27 protein-coding genes are annotated in these 24,771 nt (G+C 68.9%); 11 read left to right on the top strand and 16 right to left on the bottom strand.

The window, feature by feature from the left end:
• Positions 1-51: 51 nt before the first annotated feature.
• Together ftsH and CFB47_RS33555 are read right to left on the bottom strand one after the other, a co-directional pair.
• Complete coding sequence (gene ftsH / locus CFB47_RS33560; RefSeq protein WP_089463787.1) at positions 52-1,965, bottom strand: ATP-dependent zinc metalloprotease FtsH; 1,914 nt, start codon at positions 1,963-1,965, stop codon at positions 52-54.
• A gap of 43 nt (positions 1,966-2,008) precedes the next feature.
• Positions 2,009-2,656 carry a BON domain-containing protein gene (locus CFB47_RS33555; RefSeq protein ID WP_089463786.1) on the bottom strand — a complete coding sequence of 216 codons (648 nt, stop codon included), beginning with the start codon at positions 2,654-2,656 and terminating at the stop codon, positions 2,009-2,011.
• A 279-nt stretch (positions 2,657-2,935) separates the two neighbouring features.
• Here CFB47_RS33555 and CFB47_RS33550 point away from each other — a divergent pair, with 279 nt between their 5' ends.
• Together CFB47_RS33550 and CFB47_RS33545 are read left to right on the top strand one after the other, a co-directional pair.
• The gene (locus tag CFB47_RS33550; RefSeq protein WP_089444038.1) at positions 2,936-3,124 is read left to right on the top strand and encodes a DUF2964 family protein; all 189 of its coding nucleotides are present in this window, start codon (positions 2,936-2,938) and stop codon (positions 3,122-3,124) included.
• A 342-nt stretch (positions 3,125-3,466) separates the two neighbouring features.
• Positions 3,467-4,870 (top strand): MBL fold metallo-hydrolase RNA specificity domain-containing protein, encoded by a 1,404-nt coding sequence (locus CFB47_RS33545; protein WP_089463785.1) that lies wholly within the window; start codon positions 3,467-3,469, stop codon positions 4,868-4,870.
• 71 nt (positions 4,871-4,941) lie between these two features.
• Here the strand turns inward: CFB47_RS33545 and CFB47_RS33540 are convergent, their stop codons facing one another.
• From CFB47_RS33540 to CFB47_RS33520, 5 genes are read right to left on the bottom strand one after another with little or no spacing between them, the layout of a single operon-like run.
• Positions 4,942-5,982, bottom strand: coding sequence for a zinc-dependent alcohol dehydrogenase family protein (locus tag CFB47_RS33540; protein WP_089459955.1), 1,041 nt, complete (start codon positions 5,980-5,982; stop codon positions 4,942-4,944).
• Between the two features lie 41 nt (positions 5,983-6,023).
• Positions 6,024-7,016 carry a bifunctional enoyl-CoA hydratase/phosphate acetyltransferase gene (locus tag CFB47_RS33535; protein ID WP_089463784.1) on the bottom strand — a complete coding sequence of 331 codons (993 nt, stop codon included), beginning with the start codon at positions 7,014-7,016 and terminating at the stop codon, positions 6,024-6,026.
• Positions 7,013-8,827 (bottom strand): alpha/beta hydrolase, encoded by a 1,815-nt coding sequence (locus tag CFB47_RS33530; RefSeq protein WP_089463783.1) that lies wholly within the window; start codon positions 8,825-8,827, stop codon positions 7,013-7,015. Before CFB47_RS33530 ends, CFB47_RS33535 begins: the two co-directional genes overlap by 4 nt.
• Positions 8,824-9,570: a beta-ketoacyl-ACP reductase gene (locus tag CFB47_RS33525; RefSeq protein WP_089463782.1), complete on the bottom strand. Its 747-nt coding sequence runs from the start codon at positions 9,568-9,570 to the stop codon at positions 8,824-8,826. The genes CFB47_RS33530 and CFB47_RS33525 overlap by 4 nt, the downstream gene beginning before the upstream one ends.
• On the bottom strand, positions 9,560-10,096 hold the full coding sequence (locus tag CFB47_RS33520; protein ID WP_089463781.1) for a hypothetical protein: 537 nt from the start codon (positions 10,094-10,096) through the stop codon (positions 9,560-9,562). Before CFB47_RS33520 ends, CFB47_RS33525 begins: the two co-directional genes overlap by 11 nt.
• 153 nt (positions 10,097-10,249) lie before the next feature.
• Between CFB47_RS33520 and CFB47_RS33515 the strand changes: the two genes are divergently transcribed.
• The 4 genes from CFB47_RS33515 (at position 10,250) to CFB47_RS33500 (ending at position 13,700) form a co-directional block, all read left to right on the top strand.
• Positions 10,250-11,089 carry a universal stress protein gene (locus tag CFB47_RS33515; protein ID WP_089463780.1) on the top strand — a complete coding sequence of 280 codons (840 nt, stop codon included), beginning with the start codon at positions 10,250-10,252 and terminating at the stop codon, positions 11,087-11,089.
• Positions 11,090-11,097: 8 nt separating this feature from the next.
• Complete coding sequence (locus CFB47_RS33510; RefSeq protein ID WP_089463779.1) at positions 11,098-12,297, top strand: acetate/propionate family kinase; 1,200 nt, start codon at positions 11,098-11,100, stop codon at positions 12,295-12,297.
• Positions 12,298-12,366: 69 nt separating this feature from the next.
• On the top strand, positions 12,367-12,870 hold the full coding sequence (locus CFB47_RS33505; RefSeq protein ID WP_089443932.1) for a universal stress protein: 504 nt from the start codon (positions 12,367-12,369) through the stop codon (positions 12,868-12,870).
• Positions 12,867-13,700 carry a universal stress protein gene (locus CFB47_RS33500; protein WP_089463778.1) on the top strand — a complete coding sequence of 278 codons (834 nt, stop codon included), beginning with the start codon at positions 12,867-12,869 and terminating at the stop codon, positions 13,698-13,700. Before CFB47_RS33505 ends, CFB47_RS33500 begins: the two co-directional genes overlap by 4 nt.
• Before the next feature lie 48 nt (positions 13,701-13,748).
• Here CFB47_RS33500 and CFB47_RS33495 read toward each other — a convergent pair whose 3' ends face one another.
• A complete protein-coding gene (locus tag CFB47_RS33495; protein ID WP_089463777.1) occupies positions 13,749-14,219 on the bottom strand; it encodes a universal stress protein in 471 nt (156 codons plus the stop codon).
• Between the two features lie 322 nt (positions 14,220-14,541).
• Here CFB47_RS33495 and CFB47_RS33490 point away from each other — a divergent pair, with 322 nt between their 5' ends.
• Positions 14,542-15,189, top strand: a complete 648-nt coding sequence (locus CFB47_RS33490; RefSeq protein WP_089459948.1) for a response regulator transcription factor — start codon at positions 14,542-14,544, stop codon at positions 15,187-15,189.
• Positions 15,190-15,526: 337 nt separating this feature from the next.
• Positions 15,527-16,300, top strand: a complete 774-nt coding sequence (gene fnr / locus CFB47_RS33485; RefSeq protein ID WP_089463776.1) for a fumarate/nitrate reduction transcriptional regulator Fnr — start codon at positions 15,527-15,529, stop codon at positions 16,298-16,300.
• Positions 16,301-16,332: 32 nt separating this feature from the next.
• Here fnr and CFB47_RS33480 read toward each other — a convergent pair whose 3' ends face one another.
• Positions 16,333-17,322: a zinc-dependent alcohol dehydrogenase family protein gene (locus CFB47_RS33480; RefSeq protein WP_089463775.1), complete on the bottom strand. Its 990-nt coding sequence runs from the start codon at positions 17,320-17,322 to the stop codon at positions 16,333-16,335.
• Between the two features lie 174 nt (positions 17,323-17,496).
• Here CFB47_RS33480 and CFB47_RS33475 point away from each other — a divergent pair, with 174 nt between their 5' ends.
• The 3 genes from CFB47_RS33475 to CFB47_RS33465 are packed head-to-tail and all read left to right on the top strand — an operon-like array spanning position 17,497 to position 19,921.
• Positions 17,497-18,498 (top strand): nitroreductase family protein, encoded by a 1,002-nt coding sequence (locus CFB47_RS33475; RefSeq protein WP_089463774.1) that lies wholly within the window; start codon positions 17,497-17,499, stop codon positions 18,496-18,498.
• A 45-nt stretch (positions 18,499-18,543) separates the two neighbouring features.
• A complete protein-coding gene (locus CFB47_RS33470) occupies positions 18,544-18,879 on the top strand; it encodes a c-type cytochrome (RefSeq protein WP_089443926.1) in 336 nt (111 codons plus the stop codon).
• A gap of 22 nt (positions 18,880-18,901) precedes the next feature.
• Positions 18,902-19,921, top strand: coding sequence for an LOG family protein (locus CFB47_RS33465; protein ID WP_089463773.1), 1,020 nt, complete (start codon positions 18,902-18,904; stop codon positions 19,919-19,921).
• 110 nt (positions 19,922-20,031) lie between these two features.
• Here CFB47_RS33465 and CFB47_RS33460 read toward each other — a convergent pair whose 3' ends face one another.
• The 7 genes from CFB47_RS33460 to CFB47_RS33430 form a co-directional block, all read right to left on the bottom strand.
• Entirely contained in the window at positions 20,032-20,271 is a 240-nt protein-coding gene (locus tag CFB47_RS33460) for a hypothetical protein (protein ID WP_089459942.1), read from the bottom strand.
• Positions 20,272-20,321: 50 nt separating this feature from the next.
• A complete protein-coding gene (locus tag CFB47_RS33455; RefSeq protein WP_089443923.1) occupies positions 20,322-20,972 on the bottom strand; it encodes a BON domain-containing protein in 651 nt (216 codons plus the stop codon).
• Positions 20,973-21,229: 257 nt separating this feature from the next.
• Complete coding sequence (locus CFB47_RS33450; protein ID WP_089443922.1) at positions 21,230-21,664, bottom strand: Hsp20/alpha crystallin family protein; 435 nt, start codon at positions 21,662-21,664, stop codon at positions 21,230-21,232.
• A 180-nt stretch (positions 21,665-21,844) separates the two neighbouring features.
• Positions 21,845-22,120 carry a DUF1488 domain-containing protein gene (locus CFB47_RS33445; protein WP_089443921.1) on the bottom strand — a complete coding sequence of 92 codons (276 nt, stop codon included), beginning with the start codon at positions 22,118-22,120 and terminating at the stop codon, positions 21,845-21,847.
• 65 nt (positions 22,121-22,185) lie between these two features.
• Positions 22,186-22,656, bottom strand: a complete 471-nt coding sequence (locus CFB47_RS33440; RefSeq protein WP_089463772.1) for a universal stress protein — start codon at positions 22,654-22,656, stop codon at positions 22,186-22,188.
• A gap of 143 nt (positions 22,657-22,799) precedes the next feature.
• The gene (locus CFB47_RS33435) at positions 22,800-23,273 is read right to left on the bottom strand and encodes a hypothetical protein (protein ID WP_089463771.1); all 474 of its coding nucleotides are present in this window, start codon (positions 23,271-23,273) and stop codon (positions 22,800-22,802) included.
• Positions 23,274-23,601: 328 nt separating this feature from the next.
• Complete coding sequence (locus tag CFB47_RS33430) at positions 23,602-24,483, bottom strand: endo alpha-1,4 polygalactosaminidase (RefSeq protein ID WP_089463770.1); 882 nt, start codon at positions 24,481-24,483, stop codon at positions 23,602-23,604.
• Between the last annotated feature and the right edge of the window lie 288 nt (positions 24,484-24,771).

Raw genomic sequence — 24,771 nt, 5'->3', positions numbered from 1 at the left:
TTTGCCACTTGACGACACGACGATCGCCGGTAGACGGTAGCCGGTGGCGGATCAGGCCGACGTGTCCGTCGTCGCTACCGGCTCCGCATCGGCTCGCGCCGGCTCGGGCGCCGCGCCGCGATCATCCGGCGGCGTCATGAGCGCCACCAGCGTGTCGTGATCGATCGACTCGTGCTGCAGCAGGCTCCGCGCGATCCGTTCGAGCGCGTCACAATGCTCGCCGAGCGTCGCCGCGACTCGCACGTGCGCGTCTTCGAGCAGCGCGCGCACCTCCTCGTCGATCAACTGCGCGGTGTGTTCGCTGCACCGGCCGTCGCCCGGCGTCCACACGCCAGACGAACCGCCCTGCGGTGTCGCATCGTCGAGCGTCGCGAGCCCGAGCTTCGCGCTCATCCCGTACTGCATGACCATGTGCCGCGCCAGCGCGGTCGCTCGTTCCAGATCGTTCTGCGCGCCGGTCGACACGTCGCCGAACGAGATTTCCTCGGCCACCCGGCCGCCGAGCAGCACGTCTAGCCGGTCGAGCAGCTCGCTCCGGCGCAGCACGTAGCGATCCTCGGTCGGCACCTGCTGCGTGTAGCCGAGCGCCGCGATGCCGCGCGGGATGATCGACACCTTCTTCACCGGATCGCAATGCACGCGGCTTTGCGCGACGAGCGCGTGCCCGGCTTCGTGGTACGCGATGGTCCGCTTTTCCTCGTCGTTCATCACGCGGCTCTTGCGCTCCATGCCCGTCATCGCGCGGTCGATCGCTTCGTCGAAGTCGGCCATGCCGATCGCTTGCTTGCCGAGTTCGGCCGCATGCAGCGCGGCCTCGTTGACGACGTTCGCGAGATCCGCGCCGACGAAGCCCGGCGTGCGCTGCGCCAGCTCGGCGAGGTCGACTTCCGGGGCCAGCTTCACGCGCTTCGTGTGCACGGCCAGGATCTGCTTGCGGCCATTCAGGTCGGGCCGGTCGATCGCGATGTGGCGATCGAAGCGTCCGGGCCGCAGCAGCGCCGGATCGAGGATCTCCGGCCGGTTCGTCGCGGCCATGATGATCACGCCCGAATTGGCCTGGAAGCCGTCCATCTCGACGAGCAGCTGGTTGAGGGTCTGCTCGCGCTCGTCGTTGCCGGACATCAGGCCGACGCCGCGCGCCTTGCCGAGCGCATCGAGTTCGTCGATGAACACGATGCACGGCGCCTTCTGCTGCGCCTGTTCGAACAGGTCACGCACGCGTGCCGCGCCCACGCCGACGAACATCTCGACGAACGCCGAGCCGCTGATCGTGAAGAACGGCACGGCCGCCTCGCCGGCCACCGCGCGCGCGAGCAGCGTCTTGCCGGTGCCCGGCGCGCCGACGATCAGCACGCCTTTCGGGATCTTGCCGCCGAGCCGCTGGTAGCGTTCGGGGTTGCGCAGGAACGCGACGATCTGCTGCAGCTCGGCCTTCGCCTCGTCGATGCCGGCGATGTCGTCGAACGTGATGCCGGTTTCCTGCTGCACGTACACGCGCGCCTGGCTTTTGCCCATGCCGCTCAAGTCACGGACCCCGCCCGGCCGGCGCATCATGAAGCTCCAGAACGTCACGAGGACGATCACCGGCAATAGCCATCCGGCAAGCGTCTCGAGCCAGCCCGAATCCGGCGCGCCGCGATAGCGGATGCCGGCGGCCGTGAGGTCGGTGACGAGACGGGCGTCGGCAACCCGGTTCGTCGTGAAGCGCCACGGCGGGCCCGCCTGCTTCACGGCGGCCGCGTCGGATGCCGGCAGGTTCGCACCGGCCTGCGGCATGCGCAACACGCCCGAAATCGACGACGAGCCGATGTCCAGATCGTCGACGAGCCGCGCGTCGACGAGGCGGTGAAAATCGCTGTACGAGATCGACGTCGTGGCCGGCTGGGCCATCAGCAGTTGATACGCCACCAGCACGGCAAACGCGAACGGGATCAGCAGTGCGGAGTAATCGAATGTTTTTTTCATGGCATCAGGCCGACACGGCGGGCGCGGGCCCGCTCATGCATCGTCATGCAACGGTCAACCGGTCGACGACTTCGCGCACGCCCCTGACCGACGCGGCCGCACCGCACGCGGCGCGCCTTTCGGCGAGCGACGCGACCTTGCCCGTCAGCGTGATGATGCCGTCGTCGGCGGCAATCGAGATCCCGGAGGATTCGCGCTGCGCGCGACGCGCCAGCGCTTCGGCGATCCGCATGCCGACGTCCGGCACCGTGTGGTCGGCGCGCACCCGGATGCGATTCGCGACGCCGACGACGCCGATCATCCGGCTGACCATCTTTTCCGCCGCGCGGCTCTGGTATGCATGATCGACTTCGCCGTCGAGCGTCACGCAACCGTGGTCGACCTCGACGCGAATCCTGTGATCGCGCAGCGCCTCCTGCCAGCCGAGCGCGAACGTGATCGCGATCGCCAGTTCCTGATCCGCGCACGCATTCTCCGGCGGCGTGACGCTCAGTTCGAGCACGAGCGCGCGCGCATCCTCGACATGCAGCGCCGTTTTCTGCGCCTCGAGCTTCTGGGCCCAGCTGTCGACCGTGCCGCGCAACGTCACGACCCGGTCGCGCACGTCGACGTCGATCCGTCGCGCGTCGATCGCCGGATTCCAGAACAGCGCCTGCTCGACATCCTGCTTGAGTGCTGCATCGGACTTCATGTCGGTCTCCCGTCGCCCCGGACCGGTCGCGACATTCGCGATCGGCGATGGGGCTGCACCGGCTTCAGCATCGCGCACGGTGGCGGCAGTGGCTTGACGAGGATCAACCAACGACGTACCGGCGGCCGTGGCTGCCGGGCGCGCGAATGCCGGATGCGTCCGTTGATGCAGATCAACCGTGCGGCAACGCGCGACGCGATCATGACGCCAGACGCGGCGAAACCCGCGACAACCCGCGCGTTTCGCAACCGTACGGCAGCCACGCGCCAGGAGACCATCATGAACCGCAGGCAATACCGCATCGCGCTCGCGACGCTGAGCGTGTTCATCGCGCTCGCATCGCTGGCCGGCATCATCCACGGGATGCTGTTCGACGAACGGGTATTCAGGTACGCGATCGTCACGCTGATCCTGAGCATCCTCTCGTTCGTCGTCCTGCTGAATCTCGCCCCGGGCGACCGCCCGTGATACCGCCTGCATCGCCCTTCATGAACGGCATCCTTCGCCTCGCGTTCAAGCCGAACATGAACGACAGCGCGACGCTCCCCGCGCTGACCGCCGGCCTCGCGTTCCCGTGCTACTGACGATCGTCGCACTCGGCGGTCGGAGCGACGCGGGCTGACACGCGGCGGTGCCGCCGTCCTGCCCAGGCGTTGATTGACGTCAACCCGGAGCCGCAACGGCCGAAGAACGAACCTCGCCCGAGCCGGGCCGAGCACGGATACGGCAATCCCTGATTTCCATCAATCGCTTCGCACGCATCCGCGCTGTAATCGACTCACTGCTCCGTCCACTTCCGTGAGGCGATCCATGAAACTGACTTTTCTCGGCGCGACCGAAACCGTGACCGGCTCGAAATACCTGGTCGAGCACGGCAACCGGCGCGTGCTGGTCGACTGCGGCCTGTTCCAGGGCACCAAGAACTTGCGGCTGCGCAACTGGAGCCCGTTGCCGGTCGCGCCCGACACGCTCGACGCGGTCGTGCTCACGCACGCGCACATCGACCATACCGGCTATCTGCCGGTGCTGGCGCGCGAAGGATTTCGCGGCCCGGTGTACTGCACGGCGGCCACGGCCGAACTCTGCGACATCATGCTGCGCGACAGCGCGCGGCTGCAGGAGGAAGAAGCCGATTTCGCGAACCGCCACGGCTATTCGAAGCATCATCCGGCACAACCGCTCTACACGCTGGACGATGCGCAGCGCGCGCTGCACCTGCTGAAGCCGGTCGCGTTCGACGAATGCACGGCGCTCGGCGGCGGGCTCGCGTTCCGCCTGCTGCCGGCCGGGCACATTCTCGGCGCGGCGAGCGTCGTGATGCACTGGGATCACAAGGTGCTGGCCTTCTCGGGCGACCTCGGCCGCTATCACGACCCGATCATGCAGCCGCCGCTGGCGCCCGCGCATGCGGACTACCTGGTCGTCGAATCGACGTACGGCGACCGGCTGCATCCGCAATCGGACCCCGAGAGCGAGCTCGCCGCACTGTTCGACAAGACCTTCGCGCGCGGCGGCGTGGTCGTGATGCCGTGCTTCACCGTCGGCCGCGCGCAGGAGATCCTGCACACCATCGCGCGCCTGAAGGCATCCGGCCGGATGGCGCGCGTGCCGGTATTCGTCGACAGCCCGATGGCCACCGACGTGACCGAGATCTATCGTCACCATATCCTCGAACACCGGCTCACGCCTTCCGAAGCGAACGCGCTCGGCCACGCGGCCACGATGATCCGCTCGGTCGAGCAGTCGAAGGCGATTGCCGACCATCAGGGCCCGATGGTCATCATCGCCGGCAGCGGGATGGCCACCGGCGGCCGCGTGCTGCACCACCTGAGCCGCTACGCGCCCGATGCGCGCAACACGGTCGCGCTGGTCGGCTACCAGGCGGCCGGCACCCGCGGTGCGGCGCTGGCCGCGCACGAGCCGACGCTGAAGATCCACGGCGAGTACGTGCGCGTGCGTGCGCAGGTCGAGTCGATCACGACGCTCTCCGCGCATGCCGACTACGAGGAGATCCTCCGCTGGCTCGGCACGATGCAGCGCGCGCCCGTGCGAACCTTCGTCACGCATGGCGAGCCGGCCGCGGCCGACGCGATGCGGCGGCGCATCGCGGAGCGGCTGCACTGGCCGTGCGAGGTGCCGGTGTATGCGCAGTGCGTCGATCTCGATGCGGTCGCATCCGGCGACACATGCGAGCCGGCCGCGCTTTCGTCCTGACGGCGTGACCCACCGGACGGTGGCGGGAACCCGGTATTGCTTGCCGGTTCCCGCCTCGCGCTGCCCGGCCGTCAACCGACTTCGATGATGACCTTCAGCGCATGGGTTTGCGCCGCGCGGCCGAACGTGTCGTACGCGCGCTCGACGTCGTCGAGCGAAAACCGGTGCGTGATCAGGCGTTTCGGATCGAGGCGCCCGGCGCGCACGGTCTTCAGCAGCATCGGCGTGCTGACCGTGTCGACCAACCGGGTCGTGATCGAGATGTTGCGATCCCACAGCTTCTCGAGGTGCAGGTCGGCCTTGACCCCGTGCACGCCGACGTTCGCGACCACGCCGCCCGGCGCCACCAGTGACGTACACATTTCGAACGTCGCCGGAATCCCGACCGCCTCGATCGCGCAATCGACGCCGACGCCGTCGGTCAGCTTCATCACTTCCGCCACCGGGTCGCCGGTGCGGCCGTCGATGCAATCGGTCGCGCCGAAGCGCTGCGCCACGTCGAGCCGGTTGCTGTCGGGGTCGATCATGATGATCCGCGCGGGCGAGTAGAACTGCGCGGTCAGCAGCGCCGCCAGCCCGATCGGGCCCGCGCCGACGATCGCGACCGAACAGCCCGGCTGCACCTTGCCGTTCAGCACGCCGCATTCGAACCCGGTCGGCAGGATGTCCGACAGCATCACGAGCGCCTCCTCGTCCGCGCCCGGCGGAATCCGGTAGAGGCTCGTCTGCGCATGCGGGATGCGCACGTACTCGGCCTGCGTGCCGTCGATCCGGTTGCCGAGGATCCAGCCGCCGGTCGTGCAGTGCGAATACAGGCCGCGCCGGCAGTATTCGCAGCGGCCGCACGACGAGATGCAGGAGATCAGCACGTGATCGCCCGGCTTCAGCGCATCGACGGCGGCGCCGACCTGCTCGACGATCCCCACCCCTTCGTGGCCGAGAATGCGGCCGGGTTCGCAAGTCGGCACGTCGCCCTTGAGGATGTGCAGGTCGGTGCCGCAGATCGTCGTGCGCGTCACGCGCACGAGCGCGTCGGTGGGCGACTGAAGTTCCGGCATGGGCCGCTCTTCGAGCGCCTTGCGCCCGGGCCCGTGGTAGACGAGTGCTTTCATCGTGGTACCTCCATCGAAAGAAAGGGTTGCAGGTTCATCCATCAGGATGGCGACGCATGCCGCGCCTGTGCCAGCACCATCGCGAGTGCGCAGGACGCGACCCGGACGACGGCGCCATCGGCGCGGCTCGTCAGCACGATCGGCACGCGCGCGCCCACGACGATGCCCGCGCTGATGGCGCCGCTCAGGTATTCGAGCTGCTTCGCGAGCAGGTTGCCCGCTTCGATATCGGGCACGACCAGGATGTCGGCGCAGCCGGCGACCGGCGAATCGATTCCCTTGTCGTGCGCCGCCCGTAGCGAGATCGCGTTGTCGAGCGCGAGCGGCCCGTCGACGATCGCGCCCGTGAGCTGGCCGCGCTCGGCCATCTTCGCGAGCGCCGCCGCGTCGAGCGTCGAGCGCATCGCCGGATTGACGGTCTCGACCGCACACAGCACGGCCACGCGCGGGCACGCCACGCCCAGCGCATGGGCGACGTCGATCGCGTTCTGCGCGATGGCCGCCTTCTGCGCGAGGTCCGGCGCGATGTTCACCGCCGCGTCGGTCAGGATGAACGGACGCGGGTACGCCGGCGTCTCGATCAGGAAGCAGTGGGACATGCGCTTGTCGGTGCGCAGCCCCGATTCGGCGGCGACGACCGCGCCCATCAGCTCGTCCGTATGCAGGCTGCCCTTCATCAGCGCGCCGGCACGGCCGGCCGCCGCGAGTTCGACCGCGCGGGCCGCCGCCGCATGGCTGTGCGGCACGTCCTCGATCGTCCACGGCGACAGATCGACGCCCGCATCGTGCGCGACACGCAGCACCTTGTCGCGCGGCGCGACGATCAGCGGCTCGATCGCGGCCGCCAGCGGCGACTCGCCGAGTTCGGCCAGCGCAACGAGACTGGTTGCATCGCACGGATGCACGACGGCCACGACAAGCGGCGCTGCGTTGCGGGCCCGCTCGATCAGCCCGGGCCAGGCGCCGTCCGCGCGCGGCAGCAGGCCGGGCAGGTACGCGCCACCGCACGGCCCCGGATGCCGATGCCCGTTCATGTCTCGAGCACGTAGGCGCCGGGCGCCGCCGCGGGCCCGGCGGCCGGCGTGCGGGCCGGCACGTCACCCGACGAGCGCGCATGCAGCCAGTCGCGCCAGCAGGTCCACCACGATCCGTCCACCGCGGGCGTGTCGCGCATGAAGTCGCACGGGCTGCGGTAAGGCGCGCCGGGTTCGCGGGTCGCGCAGCGGTAATGGCGGCCCGGATGACCGGGTTCCGACACGATGCCCGCGTTGTGGCCGCCCGCCGTCAGCACGAAGGTCAATGCATGGTGCGTCAGCAGATGAAGCTTGTAGACCGAGCGCCACGGCGACACGTGATCGCGCTCGGTGCCGACCACGAACGTCGGCACGTCGAGATCCGACAGCGCGACCGGCCGCCCGTCGACGCAGTAGCGGCCGGCCGCGAGATCGTTGTCGAGGAACAGCCGGGTCAGGTATTCCGAATGCATCCGGTACGGCATGCGCGTGGTGTCCGCATTCCACGACATCAGGTCGTTGGGCTTCGTGCGCCTGCCGAGCAGGTATTCGCTCATCATCCGCGACCAGATCAGGTCGCGCGCGTTCAGCAGTTCGAACGCGGCGGACATCTGCGCGCCGTCCAGGTAGCCTTGCCGCCACATCAGCGCGTCGAGCGCGGACAGTTCGCTCGCATCGATGAACAGGCCGAGTTCGCCGGGTTCGCTGAAATCGGTCTCGGCCGCGAGCAGCGTGACGGATCGCAGGGCTTCATGTTGCCGCCCGTCGCGTGCGAGCGCCGCCGCGCCGATTGCCAGCAGCGTGCCGCCGAGGCAATAGCCGGCCGCATGGACCGCCTCGCCGCAGATCGACCGGACGACGTCGAGCGCGGCCAGGCACCCGTCGCGCAGGTAATCGTCGAGCCCGAGATCGCGCGCTTCCGCACCCGGGTTGCGCCACGACACCGCAAACACCGTGTAGCCCGCGTCGACCAGGAAGCGGATCAGCGAATCGTGCGGCTGCAGATCGAGGATGTAGTACTTCATGATCCACGACGGCACGATCAGGATCGGCTCGCGCGCGACGCGCGGTGTCGTCGGGTCGTATTGCAGCAGCTCGCACAATGCGTTGCGCCACACGACCCGGCCCGGCGTCATCGCCACGTCGCGCCCGGGCAGGTACGCCCGCGGGTCGCGGCCACGCGTGCCGCCGGCGCGATCGAGCCACGCGTTCGCATCGTCGAGCCAGTGCCGCGCACCCGCCACGAGGTTCGCGCCGCCGCTGCGCAGCGTCGCGTCGAGCGCGACGGGATTGGTCGCCAGGAAGTTGCCGGGCGAGCACGCGTCGAGCCATTGACGCGCGGCGAAACCGACCAGCGCCTCGTGGTGCCGTTCGACACCCGGCACGCCGCGCGTCGCGTCGCGCCACCAGCGCTGGACCGACAGGAAGCCGTCGCGATACGCACGAAACGGCCAGCCCGACCAGGCCGGCGCGGCGAAACGGGGATCGGCGCGCCCCGCATGCACGGCCGGGCCGTCCGTGTCGGCGTCGTCCGCCGCGCCTTTCTCCGTCGCCGCGGGCGCGGCCGCGAGCCACGCCTGCGTCGCGAGTTCGAAGCACTTGCCCGGCGACACCGCCAGGTGCGCGCCCCAGTCGAGCAGGGCCAGCGCCAGCGACACGGGCGACAGCCCGAACGTCATCGCGGCGACGTTGGCATGCGCGGCGCGGTTCCATTGTTCGGCGGGTGTCGCGTCGGCCGGCGCGCACTCGGGCGTGCCGGCGTTCCGGCGGTCCCGATCGGATTGCCGCCTCGATTCGCGCGGGCGCGGCACACGGACGACGGACGCTTTCATCGCATGTACATGCCGCCGTTGACGTCGAATTCCGCGCCGGTTGCGAACGCCCCCGCATCGGAACACAGGAAGGCGACGAGCGCGGCGATTTCGTCGGGGTCGCCGAGGCGGCCGGCCGGAATCTGCGGCAGGATCTTCGAGTCGAGCACTTCCTTCGGTACCGACTCGAGCATCGCGGTGGCCAGGTAGCCGGGGGCCACCGTGTTGACCGTGATGCCGTGCCGCGCAAGTTCGAGCGCCAGCGATTTCGTGAACCCGTGGATGCCGGCTTTCGCGGCCGCGTAGTTCACCTGCCCGTACGCGCCGCGCTCCCCGTTCACGGACCCGATGTTCACGATCCGGCCGAAGCCGGCATCGATCATCCCGGGCACGAACGGCTTCGTCATGTTGAACAGGCCGTCGAGATTGGTGCGCAGCACCGCATCCCACATGCTCTTGGTCATCTTCACGAAGGTGGCATCGTGCGTGATGCCCGCGTTGTTGACGAGCACGTCGACGCGCCCGAACTCGGCCAGCACGCGCGCCGCGCAGTGCTGGCACGAGTCGTAGTCGGCCACGTCGACCTCGTACGCATGAAACGTGCGGCCCGCGTCGCGTTCGTGCGTGAGCCACGTCGCGACGTGGTCGTTGCGTTCGGTGTGCGACACCGCCACCGTCATGCCGGCCTCGTGCAGGCGGCGGCTGATCGCGGCGCCGAGGCCGCCCATTCCGCCGGTGACGAAAGCGACGCGCTCAGCGGACATGATCGTGCTCCCGCACCGCACGGCTGCCGTCGAGACGCCGGACGGCCGCGGCCTCGTCGCCTGCATCGACGGCTTCCGTGATGCCGAGTTCAAACGCGGCCATCCAGTCGCGCCACGGCATGCTCGCCTCGTTGACCACGGCCAGCCGTCCGAGATCGGGCCACCAGTCGGTCTGGTAGCGCGACAGCGCGCCGGTGCCGTAATCGCGCAGCCACGTGCGCCACGCACTCGCGCTCTCGAACTGCCCGCGCATGCACAGCTCGGTGGCGTCCTGCCAGAGCGCGACGGTCGCGATCGTGTAGTCGCGCATCACCTGCCGGGCTGCTTCGCCGAACGCCGTCCACTCGGTCGTCACCGTGAGCGCCTGCTGCAGGCCGCGCACCGCGTCGCGGTCCCGCTCGATGCGCCGCCCTGCCAGCGCGTTCCATTCGTGCTGCCAGTCGCGGGCCAGCGCGGCCATGCGCAACGCGAGATCGCAGCCCGCGCGGCAAGCGTCGTTCGGTGTGGTCAAGGCATGGGGGCTCATCGCATTCGCTCCTTCGATCCGGTCGGTGAATTGGCGTCCACTTCACTGTGCGACCGTGGCGCACGGCACCCGTTGATCTGAGTCAAGCACGCGGAAACCCTGCTTCGTAGACTGGATTGCACTGGCGGATCACCCGTCGATGGAGCGATTCCGATGAGCTACAAAAGCCTGGTCGTGCACCTCGATACGAGCACCCGCGCGCATTCGCGCCTCGAGCTCGCGTTGCGTCTTGCCCGGCGCTTCGGTGCGCATCTCACCGGCCTGTTCGCGGTCTACACGCCGGAGCCGCATTCGTTCTACGTGATGGCCGGTTCCGCCGACTATTTCCGCGCGCACCGCGAGCAGCGCGACGAGCGGCTCGCCGCACTGGAGCGCCTGTTCCATGCGGAAACCGCGCGGGCCAAAGTGCCGGCCACCTGGATTCGCGCGGACGAGCGCGCGAATGTGGCCGTGCCGCGTGCCGCGCGTCTTGCCGACCTCGTGATTGCGGGCCAGAGCGACCCGAACGATCCCGAAACCTACATCGACGACCAGTTTCCGGAGAACCTCGTGTTGTCCGCCGGCCGCCCGGTGCTGTTCTGGCCGACCACCGGCGAATTCCCGTCGATCGGCGAACGGGTGTTCGTCGCGTGGGACGGCAGCCGCGAGGCCGCCCGTGCCGCGCACGACGCGCTCCCCTTCCTCGAGCACGCGAAGCGCACGACGGTCGTCGCCGTGGTCGACGGCGATTCCGAAGCGGCGACCACGCGCATTCCGGCCGCCGATGCCGCGTTGATGCTCGCGCGCCATGCGCGCGACGTGAACGTGCTCGATATCGACACCGGTACCGGCACGGCAATCGGCGACACGCTGTTGTCGCGTGCCTATGAAACGGGTTCCGACCTGCTGGTCATGGGCGCCTACGGGCATCCGCGCTGGCGTGAACTGATCATGGGGGGCGCCACGCGCACGGTGCTCGCGTCGATGACGCTCCCGGTGCTGATGTCGCACTGAGCCGGTCGATGCGTACGCTCGCGCTGCTCGTCGTCAATGCCGGTTCGTCGAGCGTGAAATTCGCGGTCTTCGCGTATCCGCCGCATGGGGACCCCGCGCGGCGGCCGCTGCACGAAGGCGAAGCGAGCGAAACCGGCAACGGCGTGTCGCTCCACTTCGACGCTGCGCCGGGCGGCACGCTGCCGTTGCACGCGGGAGATCCGTACCGTGCGGTGCTCGCGCAGGTCGCGATGTGGATCCGCGTGCAACTGCCGCATATCGCGCTGGGCGCCATTGCACATCGTGTCGTGCATGGCGGTGCCCGGTACGTCGACCCGGTCGTCGTCGACGACGCGGTGCTCGACGCGCTGCGCACGCTGACGCCGCTCGCGCCGTTGCATCAACCGCACAGCCTCGATGCGATCGACGCGCTGCGCGACGCGTTTCCCGACGTGCCGCAGGTCGCCGTGTTCGATACCGCGTTTCATCGCTCACTGCCGCGCGCCGAGCAATTGCTGCCGCTGCCGCACGGATGGTTCGACCAGGGCGTGCGCCGTTACGGGTTCCATGGTCTGTCGTACGAATACCTGGCCGTCGTGCTCGACGAGCAGTTCGGCCCACGTGCGCACGGCCGCGTGATCGCCGCCCATCTCGGCAGCGGCGCCAGCCTGTGCGCGATGCGCGACTGCCGCAGCGTCGCGACGACGATGGGCTTCTCGGCGCTCGACGGGCTGATGATGAGCACGCGCTGCGGGACACTCGATCCCGGCGTGGTCCTGCACCTGCTCGCGGCCGGCAAGCTGTCCGCCGAAGCATTGGGTCACATGCTGTATCACGAGTCGGGGCTCAAGGGCGTGTCGGGCGCTTCCGGCGATCCGCGTGTGCTGCTCGCATGCGAAGCCGCCGGTGACGCACTGGCCGGCGATGCGCTGACACTCTACGTCCACCGCATCGTGCGCGAAGCCGGTGCGCTCGTCGCGCTGCTCGGCGGCCTCGACATGCTGGTCTTCACCGCCGGCATCGGCGAGCACTCGGCCGTGTTGCGCGAGCGGATCTGCGCGGCGCTCGGCTGGCTCGGCATCGACATCGACGCGGGCGCGAACGCGGACCATGCGCAGGTCGTGTCGTCCGCGTCGAGCGCGGTCACGGTTGTCGTCGAGCCGGCCAACGAAGCGTGGATCGCCGCGCGCGCCGCGGTCGGGGTGCTGCGCGCCAACCGCGACGCTTGATCCAGATCAGCGCGAGCGGCGCGCACGCGCCGATGATGATTTCATCCACCTCCGTTCAAGGGACATGCCATGTACTCGAACATTCTGGTTGCGCTCGACGGCAGCGACACGTCGTCCCGTGCCCTCGACGCCGCGCTGGCCATCGCGTCGGAGACGGGTGCGCGGCTGACGCCCGTCTACGTCGTCGATTTCCTGGTGCCGGCCTACGACATGTACGGCTACGATCCGTCGATCCTGGTCGACGCCTTTCGTGAAGAAGGGCTGCGCGTCACCGAAGACGCGGCGCGACGCCTGAAGGCGCGCGACGTCGCCGGCACGCCGCAGATCTCCAACGTCGCGCCGGCGGGCGAAGACATCCCGCACCGGATCGTCAGTCTTGCCAACGAAATCGAGGCCGACCTGATCATCATGGGCACGCACGGCCGGCGCGGCGTTCAGCGCCTCTTCCTCGGCAGCGTGGCCGAGCGCGTGCTGCGGCTGGCCACGTGCCCGGTGCTGATGATTCCGGCGGGCTGCCCGTCCGGCAAACCCGCCGAGACCGTCGCGGCCTCCACCGAAAAGGAGCCGTCATGAGCTACAAGACCCTGCTCGTCCACCTCGACGACAGCGCGCGCTGCGCGACCCGCGTCGACCTCGCACTCGAACTCGCGGCGCGCTGGAATGCGCATCTGATCGGCCTCTACGCGGTTTGCCAGGATCTCTTCGAACCGCTGCGGCGGCCCGACGAACCGCTGAAGCTGGCCGTCTACGAACGCCTGTGCGACCAGCGGCGCAAGGAGGCCGAAGAAAGATTCCTGACGGCCGCCGAGCGCGCGGGGCGCAGCGTCGAGTGGCAGGCGCCGGCCGGCGACGCAACTGCCGCCGCGATTCTGCACGCGCGCCACGCCGACCTGCTGATCCTCGGCCAGGAAGACCCGGACGATCGCATGACCTACGTCGCGCGCCATTTCGTCGAGGATGTCGTGATGGGCAGCGGCCGTCCGGCGATCGTCGTGCCCTACGCGGGCGACGTGCGAACGATCGGCGAGAACGTGCTGATCGGCTGGGACGGCGGGCGCGAGGCCGCCCGCGTGATGGCCGATGCGCTGCCGCTGCTGGCCCGCGCGCGCTTCGTCAACGTCGAGACGGTCGTGCACGGTCAACCCGATCCGGACAAGACGCCGCCGGGCGTCGACGTCGCCGCGTATCTCGAACGGCACGGCGTGCGCGCGTCGTTCTCGACGACGCCGCGCGACCGGTCGGTCGGCGTCGGCGCGACGCTGCTGAACCGGGTGACCGACCTGCATGCCGATCTGCTGGTGATGGGCCTGTACAGCCATGCGCGCATGCACGAACGCGTGCTGGGCGGTGCGACGCGCACCGTCCTCGAGACGATGACAGTGCCGGTACTGCTGTCGCACTGACGCCGCACGCATGACGAAGGGGTAGCCGCCTGCGGTTGCCCTCTTCCGTCACAAGACGGCCGCGCACGCGCCCCGCCCCTCACGCACGACCAGCACCGGCCGGTCGGCGGTGCGCACCAGCGATTCGGCGACGCTGCCGAGCACCGCGCGGCGCATGCCGCGGCGCCCGTGCGTGCCCATCACGATCAAGTCCGCGTCGCATTCCGCAGCAGCGCGCGCCAGCACGGACGACACCGCGTCGCCGCACGCGTCGATCGTGTGCGCGATGCCGCGCACGCCGCACAGGCGAAACGCGGCCTCTGCATCCGCCACCGCGATCGCGGCCCTGTCCGCATCCAGCCACGCCGGATCGCGCGGGTCGAGATAGCCGCGGTCGACGTCCGTCCGTCGTGGCGCGTCCGATACCACGCACACGGCGACGATCAGGCCGCCTGAATGGCCGGCGAGCGCGATCGCCTCGTCGAGCGCGAGCCGCGCACCGCGGCTGCCGTCCAGTGCTGCGAAGATCCGTGCGTACATGACGCCTCCCTGTCGTTGCCCGGCATCGACCGGCTTGCCGAACCAGTCTGGGGCCGGCCGACGCGATCCGGTTGATGCCGGTCAAGCCCACGCGACGGCGGCAGTCCGCATCGATCCCGATTGGCGAACGCCGGCGACCGGCGCACAATTTCGGGGCATCGACGAACCGGACCCCGTGCCGATCCGGCCCCGACGACGATGGACATCGTCCGGTCATCGGCGTCGGCCACCATCGAACGATCGAGCGCGCCGGTCCGCGACGATGATCGACGCATGCCGCCGCGTGGCCCGCGCCAGGTGATCCGGCAAGGAAGGGATAGCCATGATCCGGGTACTCATCGCCGACGACCACGCCCTCGTCCGGGACGGTCTGCGGCACATCCTGCAGAATGCCAGCGGCTTCGAGGTCGCGGGTGAAGCGTGCGACAGCACGTCCACGATCGCGCGCGTGCGGGATACCCCCGCGAACGTGCTGGTGCTCGACCTGTCGATGCCCGGCCGCAACGGCGTCGAACTCATCAGGCAGATCAAGGACGAGAAGCCGGCATTGCAGATCCTCGTGCTGACGATGCACGCCGAGCAGCAATACGCGGTGCGCGCGTTCCGCGCCGGCGCATCCGGCTACATGACCAAGGAGAGCGCGAGCGCCGAGCTGATCGCGGCGCTGACCAAGATCGCGGCGGGCGGCGTCTACGTCAGCCTGACCATGGCCGAGCAGTTCGCGCAAAGCCTGAACGAGCCGACCGATCTGCTGCCGCACCAGCGGCTGTCCGACCGTGAATTCGACGTGTTCCGGCGCGTCACCATCGGCGAGTCGATCTCCGAAATCGCGGAAGCGCTCTGTGTCAGCGTCAAGACGGTCAGCACCTACAAGACGCGGATTCTCGAGAAGATGCAAATGCCGAACGACACGGCGCTCGTGCGCTATGCGATGCGCCACAAGCTGTTCGACGACCCGGACGAGCTCTGACGGCGGCGCGGGCGCCCGACCGGTGCGCCCGCGCGTCGCGCCCGGACAGAATGCCGCACCCGTGTAGGAAACCGCCTACATCACTTCCATGTGACCTACTGCATCTTCAATGGCGGCTGATTTCCTTGACGCCGCGCAACATCCATACTCCAGATCAAGAAAAACAAGCACGCGCGTCGCGGAGCAAAGGCGGCACTCGCCGTCGGGACAGGTCTCCCGGCTCGTCCGGCGCGGTTCTTCACCATGAGTGCGACAACCGTCAGGGCCGCGGGCGCTACCACCCGCGCGATCCCGCCCACGGCGGCTCGTCGCCGTCCTGAACGTACTGGAGCCGATCATGCAGCGCCCTGCCGAAGTTTCGCCGACCACGCCGTTACGCCCGTTCATCCCGCTGCATTCCGTCGACCGGGCGGACCAACCGAAGCGCGCCGCGTCCCGTTGCTCGACGTGCGCGTTGCGGACCGTCTGCATGCCGGCCGACCTTTCTCCTGACGAATTCGCGCGCGTCGACGCGATGATCTGCACGACGCGGCACGTCAAGCGCGGCGAAACGCTGTTTCGCGCGGGGGATGCGTTCAACAGCATCTATGCAGTCCGAACCGGATCGTTCAAGACCATCGTGATGCATCGCGACGGCGACGAGCAGATCACGGGCTTCCAGATCGTCGGCGAATCGCTCGGGCTCGACGGCGTGCACACCGGGCACCACAACGGCGATGCGATCGCGCTCGAGGACAGCACCGTCTGCATCATTCCGTTCGGCCAGCTCGAGCAGATGTGCCGCGAAGTCCGGCCGATGCAGCATCACGTGTACCAGATGATGAGCGGCGAAATCGTGCGCGAATCCGCGCTGATGCTGCTGCTCGGCACGATGACCGCCGAACAGCGCGTGGCCGCGTTCCTGCTGAACCTGTCCACGCGCTTCAAGGCGCGCGGCTACTCGGCCGCCGAATTCGTGCTGCGGATGACGCGCGACGAGATCGGCGAATATCTCGGGATGAAGCTCGAAACGGTCAGCCGCATGATGTCGAAGTTCCAGCACAAGGGGCTCGTCGCCGCACAAGGCAAGCAGATCCGCATCGTCGACCCGGAAGGCCTCGGGCGAATCTGACGTCGCTGCGGGCCACGCGCGCGGCCCGCGCATCAGCCGCGCACGGCGAGTACCGCCGCCCCGGACAAACGGCCCGTGCGCAGATCGTCGAGCGCGCGGTTCGCATCGGTCAGCGCGTAGCGCACGGCCTCGACCCGCAGCGGCATTGCCTCGGCGACCCGCATGAATTCGACCGCGTCCGCACGTGTCAGGTTGGCGACCGACACGATGCGGCGCTCGCCCCACAGCCACGCGTACGGAAAGCCCGGGATATCGCTCATGTGAATGCCGCCGCACACGACGGTCCCGCCTTTGTCGACGGCGCGGAGCGCGGCCGGCACCAGGGCGCCCACCGGCGCGAAGATCAGCGCGGCGTCGAGCGCCTCGGGCGGCGCTTCGTCGCTGCCGCCGGCCCACGCGGCACCGAGCGAACGCGCCAGCTGCTGCGCCACGGTATCGCCGGGCTTCGTCAGCGCAAACACCTTGCGCCCCTCCGCATGCGCGACCTGCGCGACGAGATGCGCCGCCGCGCCGAAGCCGTAGATGCCGATGCGGCGCGCATCGCCCGCCATGCGCAAGGTTCGATAGCCGATCAGGCCCGCGCACAGCAGCGGCGCGGCTTCGAGATCGGTGTAGCGCCGCGGCAGATGCACGCAATAGCGGTGGTCGGCGACGGTGCGCTCTGCGTAGCCGCCGTCGATCGTATAGCCGGTGAATCCCGGGCTGTCGCACAGATTCTCGCGGCCGGCCGCGCAGTACGCGCAATGGCCGCAGGTCGAGCCGAGCCATGGCACACCGACGCGCTCGCCCACCGCGAAGCCCGTCACGCCCGCGCCGAGCGCGCGCACCGTGCCGACGATTTCGTGCCCCGGGATCAGCGGCAGTTTCGGATGCGCGAGCTCGCCGTCGACGACGTGGAGATCCGTCCGGCACACGCCGCATGCGTGTACGTCGATCAGCAACTGGCCCGCCGCCGGCAACGGGTCCGGCACGCGCGCCTCGCGCAAATGCGGTGTCGTGCCGTCAAACATCATCGCAAGCATGCTCGCCTCCTCGCGCGCGCCGGTGCGTGCGCTTCACCTCTCCACGCTAGTCGCTCCGCGTCGCGAACGCACGGCCCGGTGACGCGCGCTTGATGTGGGTCAACGGCGGACGGGCGGTTGCTGACACGATGAAGTGGCATCACGCCCGACGTGTGGCGACCAGGAGATGATCGAATGGTATCCGTTCCCCCACTAGCCGCAAGCGCCCACCCTGAAGCGCATCTGAGGTCGCTGCTGGCCTACGCGGTGCTGGCCCCGTCCAGCCACAATTCGCAGCCGTGGCGGTTCATCGTCGACGGCCCCACGATCGCGGTCTGCGCGGATCGTGTGCGCGCATTGCCCGTCATCGATCCGTTCGATCGCGAGCTGATCATCAGCTGCGGCGCGGCCCTGCTCAACCTGCGCGTCGCGCTCGATCACGCCGGGCTCGCCCACACGATCAGCACGTTTCCGTCCGACATCGATCCCGATCTGCTCGCGCTGGTCCGGGTGTGCGACGACGGCTATTCCGACGCGTCGCTCAGCGCGCTGTTCGATGCGATTCCGAAGCGCGTCACGACGCGCGCGCCGTTCGACTCGACGGCCGTGCCGGACGACCTTCAGCAGGCGCTGATCGCGGCCGGCGTCGCGGAAGGCGCCGAGATCACCTGCGTCGACTCGATCGCGCACCGCGCACGGGTGGCCGAGCTGGTCGCGGAGGCCGATCAGCAGCAGTTCGCCGACCCGCGCTTCAGGCGCGAACTGGCGAGCTGGATCGATCCGCGCCGGCACGCTGACGGCATGCCGGCGTTCGCGGCCGGCGTGCCGACGCTGCTGGATTTCGCGGCGCCCGTCGTGACGATGGCGGTGCGGACCTTCGATCTCGGCAACGGGTTGGCCGCGCTGCATCACCAGCTCGTCGGCGCATCGCCGCTGGTCGTCTGCATCTCGACCGTGCGCGACGATCGCGACGCGTGGCTCGCCGCCGGACAGGCGCTGGAGCGCGTCCTGCTCGTCGCGACGCGTGCAGGCTATACCGCGTCGTACCTGAACCAGCCGATCGAGACGGCCGGGCTGCGCGCCCATCTGCGCCACATGCTCGGGCTGCACGGCGAGCCGCAGTTGCTGCTGCGGGTCGGGCGCGGCCCGCATACGCCGCACTCGCCGCGCCGCCCGCTCGACGAAGTCGTTTCGTGAGCGCGCCCGGCGGCGCTGCCTTTCCGATCCGGACGAGGAAAAATCATGAGCTTTCTGCGTTACGCCGCCTTCTGCGTGACCGTCACGGCGGCGCACCTTGCCGCCGCGCAAACGGCCGTGCCCGAGCCGACCGATCTCGTCAATGCGCAGCACTGCATGTTCTGCCATACGTCCGACATGACGTTCCTCGGGCCGTCGTTCCACGACATCGCGCAGCGCTACCGCGGCGATCCGGCGGCCGCGCCTGAACTGGAACGCAAGCTGCGCGTCGGCGGCCGCGTGCACTGGGGCGACACGCCGATGCCGTCCGCCGAGGATCGCGGCGGCCCGCTGTCCGCCGACGACGCGCACCAGCTGGTGCAATGGGTGCTGAGCCAGTAACCGGCCCGCCAGCCAGCCGCTCATGTCGACCGTCGTCAAACGGGTTCCCGCCGGTATCGCTCGTCGAGGCGGAGTGCGCCGCCGTACCGCCGCCGGCCCGACGGCGGTGGACACGCGCGGCAAACGCGCACGCACGCGGCCCGATGCGATCGTCGGCGACGACCGCGACCAGCGCATCCTGCAGCGCGCGCCGCGTCTCGCCAACCGCCCGACCCGCACGCCCGCCGACGACGATGCCACCGTCCTGCAGCGCACGGACATGCGCGGCATCCGGCTGCAACTCGACTACTGGAAGGCGGAGGAACGCCTGCAGAACGAACGCATCGGCCATGCCGTCGTGATCTACGGCAGCACGCGCATCGTTGCCCCGACCGTCGCGAACGCGCGGCTGAACGAGGCCAATCGCCTGCTGGCAGCGCGTCCGCACGATGCGGGCCGGCGTCACGCCGTCGCGGCGGCGAGCCGGCTCGTCGAGCACAGCGTGTATTACCGCGTCGCGCGCGAATTCGGGCGCATCGTCGGCCACGCCGACCGGTGCACGCGCGCCGCGCGGCTCGCCGTCGTCACCGGCGGCGGCCCCGGCATCATGGAGGCCGCGAATCGCGGCGCATACGAGCGCGGCGCGCCGAGCATCGGCTTCAACATCGAGCTGCCGCGCGAACAGGCGCCGAATCCGTACATCACGCCCGGTCTCTGCTTCCGGTTTCACTATTTCGCGATCCGCAAGCTGCACTTGCTCGAACGCGCGAAGGCGGCGGTATTCTTCCCCGGCGGCTACGGCACGTTCGACGAGCTGTTCGAAGTCCTGACGCTGCTGCAGACGCGCAAGATCCCGCCGCTGCCGGTCATCCTCGTCGGCGAAGCGTACTGGCGCCGCGCGGTGGACCTGGCCTTCCTCGCGGACGAAGGGATGATCGACCGCCGCGATCTCGACCTGTTCACGTACTGCGAATCCGCTCCCGACATCTGGCGCGCGATCGGCGGCTGGTATGCGCGGCGGCGCACCCGTCGCTCGCGCCGCGCTGCCGCACGCCGCCCGTGATCGCGGTCGGACGGTCAGGCCGGTCGATGCACACACGATGCGGCATCGACTGCATCGGATGACGAACGAAACATCGCCACTCAGGCAACGCGTTCACGACCGCCGCGGCTTCAGACCGTGAACATGTTCGACTTCCTCATCTCGACCCACGTCATCCCGGCGCGCAGCCCGTCGATCGCGGCTTCGCGCTCGGTGTCGTGGGTCCGGCTGTGCGCGAACGTACGCTCGCACGCGCCGTCCGCCGACACCAGCGTCACGTGGATCCTGCAACGGTAGCCGCCCGTTCCGGCGGCGATCGTCTCGACCGCCACCGACCAGTCCGCATCGTGTACCTCGCCTGACAGTGTCATTTGACTCCCCCTTCCGCGCGGATTGCGCATCCGGTCGCCGCTTGCCGGCGTTACTCGACGACCAGGTCGTCGACGACGGCGCGCACGCCGCGCGCCGACCATGCCGCCCCGCGCACGGCCTTGCGCTCGGAGAACGAGCCGACCTTGCCGGACAGTCGCACCGTGCCGTCGCGCACCTCGATCGCGATGTGCTTCGCCTCGCGCTCCGCATGGCGCATGATTGCGCGCTTGATGTTGCCGCCGATGTCGGCCGAGCCGATCGCCCCCTGCACCGCGATATGGTCGGTCACGCCGGTCACGCTGCGCATCTGCGAGATCGCCCGCACGGCCAGGTGGCTCTGATAGGCCCATTCGACCCTGCCGGACAGCGTGATCCAGCCGTGTTCGACCTGCACCTTCACCGCGTCGTCGTGCAACCCGACCGTCCAGTGCAGCACCGAACGCACCGCGTTCGCGATGTCCTCGTCGGTGCGGACGTCGTCGTCCGGCAGATGCACGGTCATGTCGACGACGAGCGCCTTGACGCCGGCCACGCGGTTCGCCGCCCGCTCGATCGCCAGTTTCTCCGCATAGCTCGGCGGATGACCCGAGAGCGTCACGATCCGGTTGACGACCTCGACACCGATACGTGTCGCGTCGATCGCCGGGTCGGATTCCAGTTCGTCCTGAACGTCCTGCTTCAACTGCTTGTCGGTCTTCATCGCCTGCACTCCCGTGAGCCGCGGCGCGCCTGTGCGCCGCACGTCTCCAGATTTGCACACGTGCGGCGAGGGAGCGCTGACGCAGGTCAACGGACGCCGCCCGACGCGCAGACGGAGCGCGCCCGCGCCGGCAGCACCGGATCGAATGCGCAGGCGTTCGGGCGATTGCCTCAATGAAACGGCGCGCGGATCGCTCCACGCGCCGATAGCTCCGTTCGGACGACGCGTGCCCGCATCGCCCGCTGCCGGCCGGCCGATCAGCTGATGGCCAGTTTCTTCTGCGCGACCGGCGCCTTCTTCGGCAGCGTCAGCGACAGCACGCCGTCCTGGTAAGTCGCCGTTGCGTTCGCGTCGTCGATCTCGCCCGACAGCGAGAACGAACGGCTGATCGCGCCGCTGTAGCGCTCGCGGCGGATTACGCGTTCGCCCTCCTTCTGTTCCTGGTTGCGCTCGACTTTCGCGTGGATCGAGACGGTGCTGCCCGTCACCTGGACGTCGATGTCGTCCTTGGCGACGCCCGGCAGTTCCGCGTTGACCGTGTACGCCTTGTCGCTTTCCGTCACGTCGATCTTCATCGAGGCCAGGTCGGGCTCGTCCGTCAGCGTCATCCCGCGCAGCGGCCTGAACAGCCCCTGAAACAGGTCGGCGACGGGTTCGATCGAAAACGGATCGTAACGCGTGACATTGCTCATGGTTCGTACTCCTTGAACGATAGACAGGCGGGCCGCGCGTTCGTCCCGCCCGCGCGACGCCGTGACGAAGACCGGATTGGCGCGGCACCGTGTGCCGCGCAACGGACGAACGATCATCAGGATTCCAGCGTAACTGCCCGTATCGGCACGTGCTTGATGCGCGTCAACGGCCGCGGGCGCTCACGTGCAGAACCGGAAATAGCCGCTATGAAGCAGGATCGGCCGGCCGCCCATCTCCTCGAGCAGGCAGCGTGCGGCGCGCTCGATCGCGGGACGGTGGCGGGCGAACGCCTCCACCAGATCCTGTTCGCGCGGCGACGCCGCGCGGAAGTGATCCTCCAGCGCCGCAGCGGTGATCGCGCAATGCACGCGGCGGCCTTCGACCAGCGCCGGAAAGGTCAGCGCCGGATCGAGGCCGCAATACGTCGGATGTTCGGAAGGAAAGGAGATCTGCATGATGGGCACCTCGGCAGGTTGTGCACGGGCAGGCGCCGGCTGGCGGCGCCCCGTGCATGGCGGCCCTAAGCTGCCGCCGCGGCCGGTGCGGCGTCGCTGCCGCGCACGAGCAGGACCGGGCAGCTCGATCCGCGCAGGAACCGTTCGGCGACGCTGCCGAGGAACAGCCGCCGGACCCCGCGCCGCCCGTGGGTGCCGACCACCGCGAGATCGATCGACCGCTCGACGACGTAGCGCTGCAGCCGTTCGGCGACACTCTCGCCGATCTCGGTCTCCAGGAGTTCCGTCTCGCCATTGACTGCCGCGTGCGCGATGGTTCGTTCCACGTGTCGCAGGACCGACGCACCGTCGCGCCGGATCTCGTCCAGCAATGCATCCGGGTCCATCCGTCCGCCGAACGTGATCATCAGCGACTTGTCGACGACGAAAACGGCGAACAGGCGCGCACCGTACGAGCGCGCCACCTTCAGGCCCTCGTCGAGCGCGCGTTGCGATGAAGGGCTGCCGTCCACGGCGACCATGATGTTCGTATACATACCGACCTCGCTGGATGAACCGATGCGCCGGCGGCGTTCGGCCTGACTTTCATCATCGGCGTTCGCCGGAAGCAGGCGTTGACGGAGGTCAACGGTTCGAAATCATGCGGAAACCGGCACGCGAGTGGGCGCGCGACGCCGGATCATCGCGGCACGACGGGCGCCGTCGGCGCGTCCGACGAACGCGCGGGGTTCCCGTACGACCGGAAGCCGCGCTCGATGTCGAGGATCTTCGTCGCGCACGCGTCGTACCGCCAGCCCGGGCCGCCGTCGCTGTCGTACATGCCCTTGCACATCGCCTTGAGCCGGATCACCGAAGTGCCGCCCGATGCCGTGCGGGAGGCCCACAGATACACTTCTCCGGCCAGAAACGGCGCCGCCGTTTCGATCGTCTCCGCATCGGCGCGCGTGATCCTGGTCGACGAATGCGCTTCGACATAGCCGCGTGCGAAGTGCCACGCACGGTCACATTCGGCAGGCGTCGAACACTGCAGCACCGCGGCCTGGCGCGTCGCGAACAATTGCGTTTCCGTCGCGCGGAAGGCCGCGTTCCGTTCCGCGCCGGCGCACGCGCTCAATGCAAGCAGCACGCCGAGCGCCCATAACCGTTGGTTCATCACCCTGCCCCGCAACGCATCGCGTTCCGCCCGCCAGCGGGCGGCATGAACACGCCCGGCGCGAATCCGGCCCCGTCGCCGCCGCCATCCTGCATGCGGCGCGCAGTCGCGTGCGGCATCGCGCGAGCGTTCGACTCGACTGTATGGCTTGCATGAGGAATGGGGTTGACCTGGGTCAATGGCCGGCCCGGGCGACGCGGGCCGCGAACCGGAATGCCGTCGATGCCGCACCGACGCCTGCGCGCACGCCCCCGTCCGTGCGCGCAGCCGCGATGCCCGTGTCGTCATCGCGGCTGATGCGATCGCACGCGGCGACGCGCGCCGCCGTTCACTCGAACCGGCACGCCGCACGCGGCAGCGCCGCGAGCGTGTCGCTCGACAGTTTCAGAATGCCGTCGAAATTGGCCTGGTTGTCCGCCGGGCAGAACGCCGCGAGCGTCATGCCGTCGGGGAGCGTGTACTCGACATTGAACACGGCCTTGTTCAGCGCGATGAAGCTCGCATAGTCGCCGCACTCGTGGAACCTGTTGCACTGCTCGTTGAGCGCCCAGTCGGCCACTTTCGCCATCGCGGCGGCGATTCCCGAACCGTTCTTGAGGCCCATCGACATCCCGCGATCGTGCGCGGCGGCGATCAGCGCCGTGTTGTATCGCAGCTGATCGTCGCGCGTCAGCGGAAAGCCGGTTTCCTGGCGATAGCTGTCGTCGAGGTCCGGCTCGATGCCGTCGCAGCCCTTTTTCTTCGCCTGGTCGAGGCGTGCCAGCATCAGCGGCATCAGGATCGTGGTCTGGCGAATGTCCAGCCAGCGTTCGTGATCCTCGTATCCTTCGACGGGATTGCCGAGCACGCTGTCCGGAAACTTGCCGGCGTCGCCACGGGTGTCCTCGCGCCCGCCCACCTCCATGTAGCAGACAACATAGATGCCCTTCGCCTTCAGGCGCTGGATCGTGCCGGCATCGGTCAGCTCCATGTCGACGTCGAACATCTTGCGCGGGTTGTTCACGCCGTCCAGCACCGTCTCGTTGATCCGGTTGCCGTCGATCTGCCATTGCCAGCTCGTGCCCGGCACGAGCGGTTTCCACGCGGCGGCCTGCGATGCGCGCGCCGAGGAAGCCGCGAACGCGCTGCCGGGCGCGGACGAATCCGAGTCGCCGCCGCACGCCGCGAGCAGCAGCATCAGCACGAATGACGCGAACGATCTGGTGGACATGGCGAATCCTTTGCCTGTTGGGCGGCTTGTCAGGATGCGAGGGTGCGGAGAGACGTGTGCAGCGGAACGCGGGCGATGCCTCTGCCGATACGGCGGTGGTGCGCGAATGCGCGAGGTACGTGCGGATGGTAGGCGGGAACACTGCGCCCATCTGTTCCGATTTGTCGATTTTTGTGGGCATGGTGGGCGCCGGCAAGCCGTCAACTTCGTGATGGTCGAGCACCGCCGATGCGCGGCGACCGCAGCCGGCAAAAATCGGATTTTTTACATTGAACACCGATAACGCAT

This window comes from Burkholderia sp. AU27893, from assembly GCF_002223205.1.
Taxonomy (GTDB): domain Bacteria; phylum Pseudomonadota; class Gammaproteobacteria; order Burkholderiales; family Burkholderiaceae; genus Burkholderia.
Note: the sequence above shows the minus strand (reverse complement) of the source record. Positions and strands in the feature narration are given on the sequence as shown.